The 14553-nt window shown below is 33.0% G+C and carries 16 protein-coding genes and 1 pseudogene; 5 read left to right on the top strand and 12 right to left on the bottom strand.

What is annotated here, in order from left to right; genetic code table 11:
* Positions 1-4 precede the first annotated feature (4 nt).
* The 5 genes from BUA99_RS05575 to BUA99_RS05560 form a co-directional block, all read right to left on the bottom strand.
* A complete protein-coding gene (locus BUA99_RS05575; protein WP_262487693.1) occupies positions 5-226 on the bottom strand; it encodes a GxxExxY protein in 222 nt (73 codons plus the stop codon).
* Between the two features lie 17 nt (positions 227-243).
* Positions 244-342 carry a GxxExxY protein gene (locus BUA99_RS15465; RefSeq protein ID WP_262487696.1) on the bottom strand — a complete coding sequence of 33 codons (99 nt, stop codon included), beginning with the start codon at positions 340-342 and terminating at the stop codon, positions 244-246.
* Positions 343-493: 151 nt separating this feature from the next.
* Complete coding sequence (locus tag BUA99_RS05570; protein ID WP_072989327.1) at positions 494-913, bottom strand: SufE family protein; 420 nt, start codon at positions 911-913, stop codon at positions 494-496.
* Between the two features lie 23 nt (positions 914-936).
* The gene (locus tag BUA99_RS05565; RefSeq protein WP_072989325.1) at positions 937-1371 is read right to left on the bottom strand and encodes a hypothetical protein; all 435 of its coding nucleotides are present in this window, start codon (positions 1369-1371) and stop codon (positions 937-939) included.
* A gap of 5 nt (positions 1372-1376) precedes the next feature.
* Positions 1377-2591, bottom strand: coding sequence for an aminotransferase class V-fold PLP-dependent enzyme (locus BUA99_RS05560; protein ID WP_072989323.1), 1215 nt, complete (start codon positions 2589-2591; stop codon positions 1377-1379).
* Positions 2592-2820: 229 nt separating this feature from the next.
* Here BUA99_RS05560 and BUA99_RS05555 point away from each other — a divergent pair, with 229 nt between their 5' ends.
* On the top strand, positions 2821-4185 hold the full coding sequence (locus BUA99_RS05555) for a serine hydrolase domain-containing protein (protein WP_072989321.1): 1365 nt from the start codon (positions 2821-2823) through the stop codon (positions 4183-4185).
* Between the two features lie 76 nt (positions 4186-4261).
* Here the strand turns inward: BUA99_RS05555 and sufD are convergent, their stop codons facing one another.
* From sufD to BUA99_RS05520, 7 genes and pseudogenes are all read right to left on the bottom strand, one after another.
* Positions 4262-5578, bottom strand: a complete 1317-nt coding sequence (gene sufD / locus BUA99_RS05550; protein WP_072989318.1) for a Fe-S cluster assembly protein SufD — start codon at positions 5576-5578, stop codon at positions 4262-4264.
* Between the two features lie 42 nt (positions 5579-5620).
* Positions 5621-6010, bottom strand: a pseudogene (locus BUA99_RS05545) (four helix bundle protein).
* A 96-nt stretch (positions 6011-6106) separates the two neighbouring features.
* Positions 6107-6859 carry a Fe-S cluster assembly ATPase SufC gene (sufC, locus tag BUA99_RS05540; protein ID WP_072989315.1) on the bottom strand — a complete coding sequence of 251 codons (753 nt, stop codon included), beginning with the start codon at positions 6857-6859 and terminating at the stop codon, positions 6107-6109.
* A gap of 11 nt (positions 6860-6870) precedes the next feature.
* Complete coding sequence (locus BUA99_RS05535; protein WP_072989313.1) at positions 6871-7143, bottom strand: Txe/YoeB family addiction module toxin; 273 nt, start codon at positions 7141-7143, stop codon at positions 6871-6873.
* Entirely contained in the window at positions 7134-7331 is a 198-nt protein-coding gene (locus tag BUA99_RS05530; RefSeq protein WP_072989310.1) for a DUF2683 family protein, read from the bottom strand. The genes BUA99_RS05535 and BUA99_RS05530 overlap by 10 nt, the downstream gene beginning before the upstream one ends.
* A 25-nt stretch (positions 7332-7356) precedes the next feature.
* The gene (gene sufB, locus BUA99_RS05525) at positions 7357-8805 is read right to left on the bottom strand and encodes a Fe-S cluster assembly protein SufB (protein WP_072989307.1); all 1449 of its coding nucleotides are present in this window, start codon (positions 8803-8805) and stop codon (positions 7357-7359) included.
* Positions 8806-8860: 55 nt separating this feature from the next.
* Positions 8861-9190: a HesB/IscA family protein gene (locus BUA99_RS05520; RefSeq protein ID WP_072989305.1), complete on the bottom strand. Its 330-nt coding sequence runs from the start codon at positions 9188-9190 to the stop codon at positions 8861-8863.
* 168 nt (positions 9191-9358) lie between these two features.
* On the opposite strand from BUA99_RS05520, the gene BUA99_RS05515 reads away from it, so the two are divergent.
* From BUA99_RS05515 to BUA99_RS05500, 4 genes are all read left to right on the top strand, one after another.
* Positions 9359-10219, top strand: a complete 861-nt coding sequence (locus BUA99_RS05515; RefSeq protein WP_072989302.1) for an MBL fold metallo-hydrolase — start codon at positions 9359-9361, stop codon at positions 10217-10219.
* Between the two features lie 73 nt (positions 10220-10292).
* Positions 10293-11918 (top strand): S8 family peptidase, encoded by a 1626-nt coding sequence (locus BUA99_RS05510; protein WP_072989300.1) that lies wholly within the window; start codon positions 10293-10295, stop codon positions 11916-11918.
* A 62-nt stretch (positions 11919-11980) separates the two neighbouring features.
* Positions 11981-13846: a M1 family metallopeptidase gene (locus BUA99_RS05505; protein ID WP_072989298.1), complete on the top strand. Its 1866-nt coding sequence runs from the start codon at positions 11981-11983 to the stop codon at positions 13844-13846.
* Positions 13847-13878: 32 nt separating this feature from the next.
* Positions 13879-14280, top strand: coding sequence for a hypothetical protein (locus tag BUA99_RS05500; RefSeq protein WP_072989295.1), 402 nt, complete (start codon positions 13879-13881; stop codon positions 14278-14280).
* Positions 14281-14553: the final 273 nt, after the last annotated feature.

The raw sequence follows: 14553 nt of genomic DNA, 5'->3' as shown, positions 1-14553 counted from the left end.
TTATCTAATCTTCGAGATTAGTATATAATTTATTTACCAAGGTTTTTTGACCTTCGTAAAGTATATTTTTTACATTAAAATTTATCAATAACCCAATAGGTGAGTTTAATAAGTTCATATCAGTTAAAAGTTGGGTTTCAAAAATAGGATTAAATTCGCTGACTGATTTTAATTCTACCACTAGTGCATTTTCAACAAATAAGTCGCATCTTAACTTAGATTCCAATTCATATCCTTTGTATTTTAACGGCCTAACAATTCAGATAAAAAGTTTATTTTTCGTAGTGCTAATTCTTTTTTAAGGCATTGATGATATGCAACTTCTAGAAGACCAGGACCAATACTTTTATGAACTTCAATTGCTGCGCCATTAACTTGATAAACTAAATCTTATAAAAATGCTTTTGTAAAATTCATAATTATCGAATTATTTCATTTGAATCTTTTGAAAAACTTATCTGACTTATATGTTTTAAAAAAACTAAAATCTATTTTAATTTTTTGAGTCAAATGCTAAAGCATACATTTTAATATTTTTAATCATCGATACCAATCCATTAGCGCGTGTTGGTGATAAATGTTCTTTCAATCCTATTTCGTCAATAAAATCCATATCAGCTTGTAAGATATCAGCTGCTTTTTGATTGGAGAACGTACGAATTAAAATCGCTATAATTCCTTTTGTCAATATCGCATCACTATCAGCTGTAAAAACAACCGTATCATCATTTTGCTCGCCTTGCAACCACACTTTAGATTGGCAACCTTTGATAATATTATTGTCGGTTTTATACTCTTCTTTGATTATTGGAAGTTTTTTACCGAGTTCAATAATATATTCATATCGTTCCATCCAGTCGTCAAACATGGAGAACTCATCAACAATTTCGTCCTGTATTTCTTTAATTTTCATAGTAAACTGAATTTTTGTTGGTTCTAATCTTTTTTAACTAGTGAGTTTATTTTATCAACTAACTGCTTAATTTCCTTTGGCGGAAAGCCATGATCAAAACTAGAAGTTTCGTAATTTTTATCTTTAATACTTATTTTTAAGCTGGCAATAGCCGCACCATCGTAAAATCGTTTTTCAGAAGGTGCTTTTAATTCTTTTAAATCCTCTAATTTTAACTCTTGAAAAAGTAAAACTACCGATTTCCAATTTGACGGATTTATTTTGCTAATAATAGCTTTATCATCTACGTTTCTATTTCTTGAAACAGTTAGCGTCTCATTTTTAACCGTTATTTTTTGGTAAAAACCTCTACTAGAAGCTGTGTATTCAATAACTGTGTTTCCCATATCTTGAGCAGTTGCGTTATCACATCCTTTACCTAAAAATAAAAAAATTAAAAATGCAGTTAGAATTTTCATATTGATTAAGATAACATCATTTGAGCTCTTTTAATTGCCGCAACCATTAGATCAATTTCCTCCATAGTGTTATAAAATGCAAAAGAAGCTCTAATTGTTCCAGGAATATCAAAGAAAGTCATTATGGGTTGCGCACAATGATGACCTGTTCGCACTGCAATTCCCAACTTATCAACTATAGTACCAATATCGTAAGGATGGATTCCTTCAATATTAAACGAAATTACAGATGTTTTTTCTTTAGCTGTACCAAAAATCTTCAAACCCTCAATTTCTAATAATCTTTTCGTGCCGTATTCTAACAATTCTTTCTCTTGTTGCTGAATGTTGTCAAAACCAACTTCATTCATGTAATCAATCGCGGTTCCTAATACAATTCCTCCAGCAACATTTGGTGTTCCGGCCTCAAATTTATGAGGTAGTTCAGCGTAAGTTGTTTTTTCAAAACTCACTTCCTTAATCATTTCGCCACCACCTTGATAGGGCGGTAGTTTATTGAGCCAAGCTTCTTTTCCGTATAAGATACCAGTTCCTGTAGGCCCGCAAATTTTATGACCAGAAAAAACGTAAAAATCACAATCTAGTTCTCGTACATCAGGCTTTAAATGTGGAACGGCTTGCGCGCCATCAATTAAGATTGCAGCACCAACTTCGTGCGCTTTATCAATCATATATTTAATAGGATTGACAGTACCAAGAGCGTTGGAAATATGATTTACGGTAACTATTTTAGTTTTACCTGAAAGCAGTTTGTCATATTCTTCCATGATCAATTCGCCCTCATTGTTCATAGGAATGACACGCAAAACAGCTCCTGTTTTCTCGCACAACATTTGCCATGGTACGATATTGCTATGGTGTTCTAACGCCGAAACCAAAATTTCATCTCCAGCTTTTAATAGAGAAGCAAACCCGTTCGTAACCAAGTTGATCCCATGAGTGGTACCCGAAGTAAAAAGAACTTCATGTGCAAACTCAGCATTAATATGTTTTTGAATTTTGCTTCTTGAAATTTCGTACGCGTCAGTTGCAAGTTGGCTCAAAGTATGTACACCTCGATGAATATTAGCATTGATTTCTTGATAGTATTTGGAAATAGCGTCAATTACCACCTGTGGTTTCTGCGAAGTGGCGCCGTTATCGAAATAAACTAATGGTTTTCCATTCACTTTCTGGGAAAGTATTGGAAAGTCGGCTCTAATTTTATTTATATCTAACATGTAATTTCTTTTTTAGTAAGTCTATTATATGTTTTATTGATAGTAGACTTTGTATTACAGATAAATTTATCTAATTTCTTTCAATATTATTTAGAATTTATCTAAATACAAAAGTAGTAAAAATGCAACTGATTTTTAGCAAACACTTGTTAATAAAACCTCATTTTATGTCCGTATTATTCCGATGCATTTATGATCTTTTTTATTAAATTGCTTCAAAATAATTTTTATGAAAAAGTTCTTCAAGTTTGCTGGTATTGGAATATTTGTTGTGCTAGTTTATGTCGGTTTTACAACTTATCCAAAACTAGATTTAATTTCCGGCTTTTCAGCCAAAAGTATTGCTTCGGGTTATTTTATAGACAATCGGTCTCAAGAAATGATTGAAAAAGGGGATAATGACATTGCGCTTATAGATTTAGCTAAGAACACTATTAATGAAGCGGGTAAGTTTGCCACTGCTTCAGTTTATGGCTTAAAAGAGCGCAAAGCTATATATCGTAAAGGACTAGGAGCGACACTAATTAATGATGATTTTGATGTGACAAAACCGTACTTATTTCCTAATCGTAATAAACTAAACAATAATTTGCCCTTTCCTTACGGAAACTTGGAACCAAAAGATACTATTTTTAGATCTGTTGATTATACTAAACTTAATGCAGCTGTTGCCAATACTTTTGATACCGACGGTAAAATTGATAAACGAACGCGCTCCCTTTTAGTTATTTATAAGGATAAAATTATAGCTGAAAAATATGATACAGGCTTTAATAAAGATAGTAAAATTTTAGGTTGGTCAATGACAAAAAGTATTACTAGTGCCATGTTTGGTGTTTTAGAAAAGCAAGGTAAATTTAATATTTATGCACCAGCACCAATTCCAGAATGGGCAAATGATGAGCGCAAAATTATTACTACAAATGATTTACTACACATGAATTCTGGTTTGGAGTGGGAGGAAAAATACGATAAAATTTGCGATGCGACTAAGATGCTTTTTCAAGCGGAAGATATGACGCGTTCACAGCTAGAAAAGTCAGCTGCTTATAAACCCAATACACACTGGAACTATTCATCAGGAACTACAAATCTATTATCAGGGATTTTGCGAAAGCAGTTTAAAACGCATCAAGAATATCTTGATTTTTGGTACAGATCCTTAATAGATAAAATAGGTATGAATTCTATGCTCGTAGAAACGGATATGAAGGGTAATTATGTTGGTTCATCTTATGGTTGGGCTACAACAAGAGATTGGGCTAAGTTTGGTTTGCTGTATTTACACAAAGGAAACTGGAACGGTGAGCAAATATTTAATGAAAGTTGGGCTAAATACACGGCAACATCTACTAACACATCAAACGGTGATTATGGTGGACATTTTTGGTTGAATAGTGGTGGGAAATTCCCTGATGCTCCCAGAGATATGTATTATTGCGGCGGATTTCAAGGACAAATGGTAGTGATTATCCCATCATTAGATGTAGTAATAGTCAGAATGGGATTAAAAGAAAACCCAGAGTTTGATTTTAATGGAATGTTTAAAGAAATTATTGGGAGTTTGAATTTTACCATAAAGAACACTAATTAAAAAACTACAAAGGTCACAAAGTTCAATTATAAACTTTGTGACCTTGGATCAATCTTAGTGAAATTTGTCGTTAAAACTACAAATCAAATCCCATTTTAACGCCTAACTTAGTAGCGATAATTTTAGTAATTCTTTGTTTTAATTCAGGTATTTTTATATTTTCGATAACTACATTTGAAAAAGCATACATCAACAATGCTTTCGCTTCTTTTTGTGGAATTCCGCGTTGCTGCATGTAGAACAATGCAGTTTCATCTAATTGCCCTACCGTACAACCATGAGAACATTTTACATCGTCTGCAAAAATCTCTAATTGTGGTTTGGCATTAATAGTTGCTTTGTCGCTCAATAGTATGTTATTGCTTTTTTGGAAAGCATTTGTTTTTTGAGCGTCTTTTTCTACGTAAATTTTTCCGTTGAAAACTCCTGTTGATCGATCAGAATAAATTCCTTTATAATCTTGGAAACTTTCGCAATTTGGGGCAGCATGGTTTACTAATGTATAATGATCAACATGTTGTTTTTCACCAATTATGGTAATTCCGTTTAATGTGCTGGTCAATCTTTCGCCAAAGTGATAGAAATTCAAGTTGTTACGAGTTAGATTACCGCCAAATGAGAAAGTATGAACATAAACATGACTTTCTTGTTGTTGCGAAACGAAAGTATTATCGATCAAGTTCGCTTCAAGCGTATCATTTTGAATTTTGTAGTAATCAACAATGGCACGTTTTTCAGCAAAAATCTCAGTAACTGAGTTGGTCAACACAGGATTTTCATTTAAGCTCTGGTGACGTTCAACAATTTGAACATGCGAGTTTTCACCCACAATTACTAAATTTCTCGGTTGAACTAAAAGTGCTGCTTCACTACCTGTAGAAAAATACATGATTTCAATAGGCTTTTCAGCTATTTTATTTTTAGGGATGTTAATATACGCTCCTTCATTTGCGAAAGCCGTATTAAGAGAAGTTAAGCTCTCTTCTTTATTCGCAATTTGATTGAAATATTTGTCAATGACAGGTTTATATTTTGGCTTATTTAATGCAGAGGCCATCAAACATACGTCAATACCTTCATGCGTTGTTGAAGATAAATGCGAACTAAAAACACCATCTACAAATACAACCTTATAAGTGTCTACTTCATTTAGAAAGTATTTACGAACTTGGCTAAACTCAATTGAGTTTTCATGTTTTGGAAAAACAGTAAAATCATTTTTCAGTATTGAATTTAGTGATGTGTATTTCCATGCTTCCTCTTTTTTAGACGGGAAGCCTTTATTTTCAAAATTTTCAATGGCTGCTGTTCTTATATCGTGCAGTTCTGAATGAACATCAACACGTTCTTCAAACGCCATGAATGAGGCTAGTAATTTTTCTTTTAAATCCATAAGTTTTGTTTCAGGTTTAAAGTTTAACGTTTCAGGTTTTGCCTATTGAAACTTATTACCTTTAAAGTCCTTCTTATTTAAATAAGTTATAAAGTTTTTAATTTTACCACTCAAGTTTTCGTAATCTTTTTTTAATAAATCGAATCTGTTTTCGTCAATATATTCAAAATCGTAAATTCTGTACAACTGAGACCTCGCTTCTCCAGCGGAACCTTTGGCTATTGAGAGAAACTACCTAAATTCAAGATTTCCGTCTCTTTCAAATCCTTCAGCAATATTGTCCATTGCTGATCCAGAGGATGCCTTAACTTATTCCTTTAATTTAAAACATGATTTCAAACCAAATTGAATTTCAATAAGGTGAATTTCTTTTGCTAATCGTCTTGCTTCTTACCAGATCTCTAAATTCTCAAATCTATTAATTGTTGCCATTAACTGTTTGGATAATATTAAAATTAAGTGCTATTCTCCTGGACAGTAATTATTCAACGTTAGCAAAACTTAAAATAGAGAAAACTTGAAATAATTTTAAACAAAACTCTCTTGTTTGATCCAATCGTATCCTTTTTCTTCTAATTCTAAAGCTAAGCTGGCGTCGCCAGATTTCACAATTTTTCCATCCATGAGAACGTGAACAAAATCAGGAACGATATAATCTAATAATCTTTGGTAGTGGGTAATTATAACAACTGCATTTTTATCGCTCTTCAATTTATTTACACCGCTAGCAACAATGCGCAAGGCATCAATGTCAAGTCCAGAATCAGTTTCGTCAAGAATAGCTAATTTTGGTTCTAACATTGCCATTTGGAAAATTTCGTTACGTTTTTTCTCTCCACCAGAAAAACCTTCGTTAAGAGAACGAGATAAAAATTTTCTATCGATTTCTAATAATTCTGATTTTTCACGAATCACTTTTAGCATTTGGTTAGCAGGCATTTCTTCGAGACCTTGTGCTTTACGAGTTTCATTAATAGCGGTTCTAATAAAGTTTGTCACGGAAACTCCTGGAATTTCTACTGGATATTGAAACGAAAGAAAAACACCTTTATGTGCTCTTTCTTCCGGTGCCAATTCAGCTAAATCTTCTCCGTCTAGCGAAATTTCTCCACTTGTTACTTCGTAGTTTTCGTTTCCTGCAATGATCGATGCCAAAGTACTTTTACCAGCACCGTTTGGTCCCATTATTGCATGAACTTCTCCTGCTTTTACTTCAAGGTTTATACCTTTTAATATTTCTTTATCGCCAATTGTGGCATGTAAATTTTTTATTGATAACATGTTGTCTTTATTTATTCGTAATGACCTTTCAGTGATAAAATGTCTAAAATTTCTATTGTGTTTTCTTCAGTAACTTTATAAATAATGCGATGTTCTTGATTTATTCTCCGAGACCATCTTCCAGAAAGTTGATGTTTCAATTGTTCTGGTTTTCCGATTCCTTCAAAAGGATGTAATTTAACGTCTTCTATTAAAGCAGTAATTTTATTCATTATTGCTTTATTGCCAGATTTCTTCCAATATTCTCTGTCTTTTTGAGCTTTCTCAGAATAAATTACTTCCACAAATCTTCCATTTTAATTTTAATCCCTTTTCCGTCTTTAATGCTTTGTTCAGCTTGTAAAATTTCTTTGACAAACTCAGGATTGTAAGGCTTTTCAGTTTTTTCAATAATTTCAAACCCAAGAGATTTTGCCAATGATTTTAATACTGGAAAATCTTTCCTCTTTACATTTCTTAAAACAATATCCATAGCTTTTTAAATTTAAATAAAATTTCTAACCTACTGATCCTTCTAAACTAATCTCAAGTAATTTCTGAGCTTCAACGGCAAATTCCATTGGTAGCTTGTTCAAAACATCTTTACTAAAACCGTTTACAATTAAAGCAATTGCTTTTTCTGTTGGAATTCCACGCTGGTTACAATAAAAAACTTGGTCTTCACCAATTTTTGATGTTGTAGCCTCGTGCTCAATTTTAGCTGTTGGATTTTTAGTTTCGATATACGGGAAAGTATGTGCACCACAATTGTTACCCATAAGCAACGAGTCACATTGTGAAAAGTTTCTAGCGTTATCGGCATTTGGTCCAATTTTCACTAAACCACGATAACTATTTTGTGATTTTCCTGCAGAGATACCTTTTGAAATAATAGTCGATTTAGTGTTTTTACCTAAATGAATCATTTTAGTTCCCGTATCAGCCTGTTGGAAATTATTAGTAACAGCAATTGAGTAAAATTCACCTATTGAGTGATCTCCTTTTAAAATTACAGAAGGATATTTCCAAGTAATTGCCGATCCTGTTTCTACTTGTGTCCAAGAAATTTTGGCATTTTTCTCACATATTCCTCTTTTAGTCACAAAATTATAAACACCACCTTTTCCTTCTTTATTTCCCGGATACCAGTTTTGTACGGTTGAATATTTGATTTCAGCATTGTCCAAAGCAATTAATTCCACACATGCAGCATGAAGTTGATTTTCATCGCGACTTGGAGCGGTACATCCTTCTAAATAAGAAACATAACTACCTTCATCAGCAATAAGCAAGGTTCTTTCAAACTGTCCTGTTCCTGCTTGATTGATTCTAAAATAAGTGGAAAGTTCCATAGGACAACGCACCCCTTTTGGGATATAACAAAAAGAACCATCTGAGAATACAGCTGAATTTAGTGCTGCATAATAATTATCTTTTTGCGGAATAACTGTACCTAAATATTTACGCACTAATTCTGGATGTTCTTTTATAGCTTCAGATATACTCATGAAGATTATTCCTTTCTCGCCTAATGTTTTCTTGAAAGTAGTAGCTACTGAAACGGAATCGACAACTATGTCCATAGCGACATTGTTCATCATCTTTTGTTCATCAACAGAAATTCCTAATTTCTTATACATTTCTAAAAGTTCAGGATCCACATCATCGAGTGTCTTGTTAGGATCTACCGCTTTTGGCGCTGAATAATAGGAAATAGCTTGAAAGTCGGGTTTTACATAATGTACATTTGCCCATTCTGGCTCTATCATTTGCTCCCAAGCACGATATGCTTCAAGACGCCAGTCAGTCATCCATTGTGGTTCTCCTTTTTTGTGAGATATCGCTCGAACTATGTCTTCATTTAAACCAACAGGAAAAGTTTCCGCTTCCAATTCAGTATAAAATCCATATTCATATTCTTTCGTTTCGAGTTCGATTTTTAAGTCGTCTTCTGTATATTTTGACATATTATTTTTTTAGTTAACTATTTAAGAATTTGTATTTCTTAAAAGATGTTATGAATTAGAGCGAAAAGCTCTCGCCGCAACCACAAGTTCTGTTGGCATTTGGATTATTAAAAACGAATCCTTTTCCATTTATTCCTCCTGAAAATTCCAGTATTGTTCCTGCTAGGTAAAGAAAAGATTTTTTTTCTACCGCAATAGTTATATCGTTATCAATGAATATTTTATCTTCTTCGTTCTTGGCTTTATCAAATTTTAAATCGTAAGATAATCCAGAACATCCGCCGCTTTTTACACCAACTCTTACGTAGTCTTTTGCAGCATCAAATCCATCATCTTTCATTAGATCGATGATTTTCTTTCTTGCAGTGTCAGAAACTTTAATCATAGCTTATATTGATTTTGTCTAAATTAAGGACAAAGATACTATTTAAAAATCTTTTTCAACAAATGATAACATTTTAATAACTAATTATCAAATAGAAAAAAGCTATTTGTAATCAAGAAAAGCATTTGAATTCCATAACTTTGAATTTATTAGAAATAAACAAAAGACATGAAATTATATCCTATTGAAACTGGAAACTTTAAATTAGATGGTGGAGCAATGTTTGGTGTGGTGCCAAAAACTATTTGGAATAAAACCAACCCAGCCGATGCTAATAATTTAATTGATATAGCCGCGCGATGTTTACTCATTGAAGATGGTAATAAATTGATATTAATTGATACTGGAATGGGAAATAAGCAATCAGAAAAATTCTATGGATATTATTCACTTTGGGGAACACATTCAATGGATAATTCATTAGCGAAATATGGTTTTCATCGGGATGATGTTACTGATGTTTTTATGACACATTTACATTTTGATCATTGTGGAGGTAGTGTTCAATGGAATGCTAATAAGACGGGTTATGAACCTGCGTTTAAAAATGCAAAATTTTGGAGTAATGAAAACCACTGGGAATGGGCAACAAAACCTAATCCGAGAGAGAAAGCATCCTTCCTATCAGAAAATATGCTACCGATGCAAGAAAGTGGTCAATTGCATTTTATTGAAACTCCAGAAGGAGATTTTCTAACTAAAACGGAGCTTGGCTTTGGAGTTTTCTTTGCAGATGGTCATACTGAAAAGCAAATGATTCCGCACATTCTTTATAAAGATAAAACAATCGTATTCTGTGCTGATTTATTGGCAACAGCGGGACATATTCCTATTCCTTATGTAATGGGTTATGATACAAGGCCGTTATTAACGATGCCTGAAAAACAAAAATTTATGAATGCTGCCGCAGATAATAACTATTATTTGTTTTTAGAACATGATGCCCACAACGAAATTATTACTGTAGAAAAAACAGAAAAAGGAGTGCGATTGAAAGATGTTTTTACTTGTAATGAAGTCTTAATGTAGTGTTAACAACACTTGCCATTGTAACAAAAAAATTTATTTTAGACCAATATTTCAACAACTTAACATAAATTAAATGAATACCATTAAACCCATTTACATATCTGCTTTTGCTTTATTAGTTTTAGCAGGTTGTGGTACTACAAAACAAGTTATTAATACTACAGGATTAACTGCTATAACTGCTCCTTTAAATGTTAAAAAGAAAGCAGCGATAACTGAAAGTGATTTAAAACGCTGGAGTCACCTAGATATTGTTACTGATACTATTCCAGGTATGAGTGTTGATCGAGCGTATGCTGAATTACTCAAAGGTAAGATTGGTGTTCCCGTTATCGTAGGAATTGTTGATTCAGGAGTAGATATTGAGCATGAAGATTTAAAAAATGTACTTTGGACCAATGTAAAGGAGATAGCAGGGAACGGTATTGACGATGATAAAAACGGATACATCGATGATATTCATGGATGGAATTTTCTTGGAGATATCACTAAAGAAAATTTAGAATATGAGAGAATTATTAAAGATAAAACTTTAACAGATGATGCCACATACCAAGCGGCAAAAGTTTTGAATGATAAAAAAGTTGCTGAGGCAAATGTTGGAAAATCACGTTTAGAGCAAATGCTAGTTGCAATTAAAGATGCTGATGGAGCTTTAGTAAAACATCTTGGTAAACCAATTTATACTATTGAAGATTTAAAAGCGATTACTTCAACAGAAGCTGATATTCAAAAAAGTAAAATGACCATGCAACAAATGCTTTCTTATGGATTGCCTGTTGAAGGATTAAAAGAAGCAATTGAAAAAGATTTAACCGGTTTTGCTGCATTATCAAGTGGAGAAAATTTAAAAACGGATTATCGTAAAGTGTTAGGTGATAATCCAAACGACATTACTGATACTAAGTACGGAAACAATAATGTTATGGGACCAGACAAGAATGAAATTCTTCATGGGACTCATGTTGCTGGAATTGTTGCTCAAACTAGAAATAACAGCTTAGGTGGGGATGGTGTAGCTAATAATGTACAAATCCTTACGGTACGTGCGGTACCAGATGGTGATGAGTATGACAAAGATATTGCTTTAGGAATTCGCTATGCGGTTGATAATGGTGCTAAAGTAATTAATGGAAGTTTTGGAAAAAGTTTTTCGCCACACAAACAATGGGTCTATGATGCTATAAAATATGCAGAAAAAAACGATGTATTATTTGTGCATGCAGCAGGAAATGATGCAAAAGACATTGATTATGCTGATAATTTCCCAACAGATTCTGATGATAAAAAAACAGAATACGCCGGCAATGTTATCACCATTGGTGCTTTAAATTTTGAGTACGGTGACAAAGTAGTTGCTCGTTTTTCAAATATTGGAATAATAAATGTTGATGTCTTTGCACCTGGAGTACAAATATATGCTACAACTCCAAATAATTCTTATCAGTTTTTAGCAGGTACATCAATGGCTGCTCCCAATGTTGCAGGAGTTGCCGCTTTGATTCGATCGTATTATCCAAAATTATCTGCAAAGCAGGTTAAGAATATTTTAATGGAATCTGGTGTGGCTATTACAGCAGATGTTGTAGTGGGGGGAAAAGCAACTGATACCCGTTCATTTACAACCTTGTCGAAATCAGGAAAAATAGTAAATGCTTACAATGCATTAATCATGGCAGAAAAAATGTCTAAGAAATAAAAACATATAAATTCACTCAATGGAAGGGCAAATTGTCCTTCCATTTTTATTTTAATTTAAAGATGAAAAAATTAGTAGCACTCTCTATTTTTTTAAGTTTTGGTAGCTTATTAGCTCAAAATAGCACCTATTGGCAGCAACACGTGGATTACAAAATGAACGTAACCATGGATGCGAAAAATTATCAATATAAAGGGAAACAGGATTTGGTTTACACCAATAATTCTCAAGATACTCTTAGAAAAGTGTATTATCATTTGTTTAACAATGCTTTTCAACCGGGAAGCGAAATGGATGTTAGAATTCAAAATATTAAAGATCCAGATGCTCGAATGGTCACTAAGGTGAAAGTGGGAAACCAAGAAGTTAAAGAAAGCCGAATTAAAAATTTGAAACCAAACGAAATTGGTTATTTACGAGTTTCTAATTTTATGCAAGATGGTGTTGCCGCTATGACAAAGACGGTAGGAACTATTCTAGAAGTCACTTTGCCTAAGCCAATTTTGCCCAATTCAAAAACAACTTTAACTTTAGATTTCGACGGTCAGGTTCCAGTTCAAATTCGACGTTCAGGTCGAAATAATGCTGAAGGAGTGGCCTTATCAATGGCACAGTGGTATCCTAAAATAGCCGAATTTGATTTTGAAGGTTGGCACGCTGATCCCTACATTGCTAGAGAGTTTCATGGAGTTTGGGGAAATTTTGATGTAAAAATTACCATTGATAAAGAGTATGTCATAGGAGGAACCGGTTATTTACAAAATAAAAATGAAATAGGACATGGCTATCAGGATGCAGGTGTTGTTGTAAAAATTCCAAAGAAAACGAAAACCTTGACTTGGCATTTTAACGCGCCCATGGTACATGATTTTACTTGGGCAGCTGACAAAGAGTACATCCATGATGTTGTAAAAGGACCTAATGACGTTGACTTGCATTTCTTGTATAAAAACAATCCAAAGTTTATTCAAAACTGGAAAAACTTACAACCGAAAACGGTAGAGTTAATGAAAATTTATAACAAAACAGTTGGTGATTATCCGTATAAGCAATATTCCGTAATTCAAGGTGGCGATGGCGGAATGGAATATGCGATGTGTACTTTAATCTTAGGTCAAGGAAGTTTTGATGGATTAGTGGGAGTAACTGCTCACGAAATGGCGCATTCCTGGTTCCAGCATGTATTAGCTTCAAATGAATCAAAACACGGCTGGATGGATGAAGGGTTCACCTCTTTTCTTGATGATTATGGCTCAAATGAAATAGCAGATAAAAAACTGGAAAATCCATTTACTGGAGCTTATAAAGGTTATTTTGCGATGGTAAATTCAGGAAAAGAATTGCCTCAAGCCACGCACGCGGATCGATTTGATGAAAATAGAGTGTACAGTATTACATCCTATAGCAAAGGCGAACTTTTTCTAACACAATTAATTTACTTAATAGGAAAAGAAAATTTATTAAAGACCTTGAAAAAATATTACAAAGACTTTCAGTTCAAGCATCCTACACCAAATGATATTAAAAGATCTGCCGAAAGAGTTTCTGGCGCTAATTTAGATTGGTATTTAACAGATTGGACGCAAACCACTAACACTATCGATTATGGTATTAAAGAAGTTAAAGAGAATGCAAATCAAACAACAGTAACTTTAGAAAGAATAGGTAGAATGCCAATGCCAATAGATTTATTAGTGGAATATACTGATGGAACAATGGAAAGTTTTTATATTCCGTTGCGAATGATGAGTTTTGAAAAAGAAAATCCTAATCCAGCTATAAAAAGAACAGTTTTGTCTGACTGGGCTTGGGCATTTCCTACCAAAGAATTTTCAATTGCAAAACCTAAAAGTGCTATTAAGAAAATCACTATTGACCCAAGCGGTTTAATGGCTGATGTAAAACAGGAGAATAATGTTTATAAATAATAAATTGCTGTGCAAATTTCAATGAAATAATTATGAATATCACTTATAATGAATCAGAAAAAACTGTAGAAATTAAAGATGGGCTCAAGAGCTATGTTTTTCTGATTAAGTTTTTAATGTTTTTAAACTTAGGGAACTCCATTTTAAATTTATATGATTTAAGTACTGTGAATTTTGGATTTGCAAAGTTAATTTGGATATTTCTAGGAGCCATTTCTATCATTGTTCTTTATAAGTTCTTTTACAAAAAAACAACCTCAGAAAAAATACAAAATGACAAAATAAAGGGAATCGGGCAGAGAATTTTTTTAGGACGTAAAAAATACTTTTTAGAATTAAGCAATGGAAAGACTCGGGACTTAATCGAGGTCAAAACAGATGTTGATTTTAGTAAACTTAAAAAAATATTAAGTAAGGCTGGAGTTCAAGTGTAAATTAAAAAAGGTCGCAAAAATGTTTTTGCGACCTTTTTATCTATAAACGATAATTATCTTAAATGCTCCAGCATATCCGCGATCATTGTTTCTAAATCAAATTTATGTTTCCAGTTCCAATCTTTTCTAGCCTCAGCATCATTGATACTAGCGGGCCAGCTGTCAGCTATTTTTTGACGGAAGTCAGGTTGTGGTGTATTGTCTCTATTTTTAAGACTAAAATAAAACTTGCTTTAAATAAATTGTAGTACTTTAGTTAAAAAATTACACAAT

It is taken from the genome of Flavobacterium segetis (genome assembly GCF_900129575.1).
Classification (GTDB): Bacteria; Bacteroidota; Bacteroidia; order Flavobacteriales; family Flavobacteriaceae; genus Flavobacterium; species Flavobacterium segetis.
Note: the sequence above shows the minus strand (reverse complement) of the source record. Positions and strands in the feature narration are given on the sequence as shown.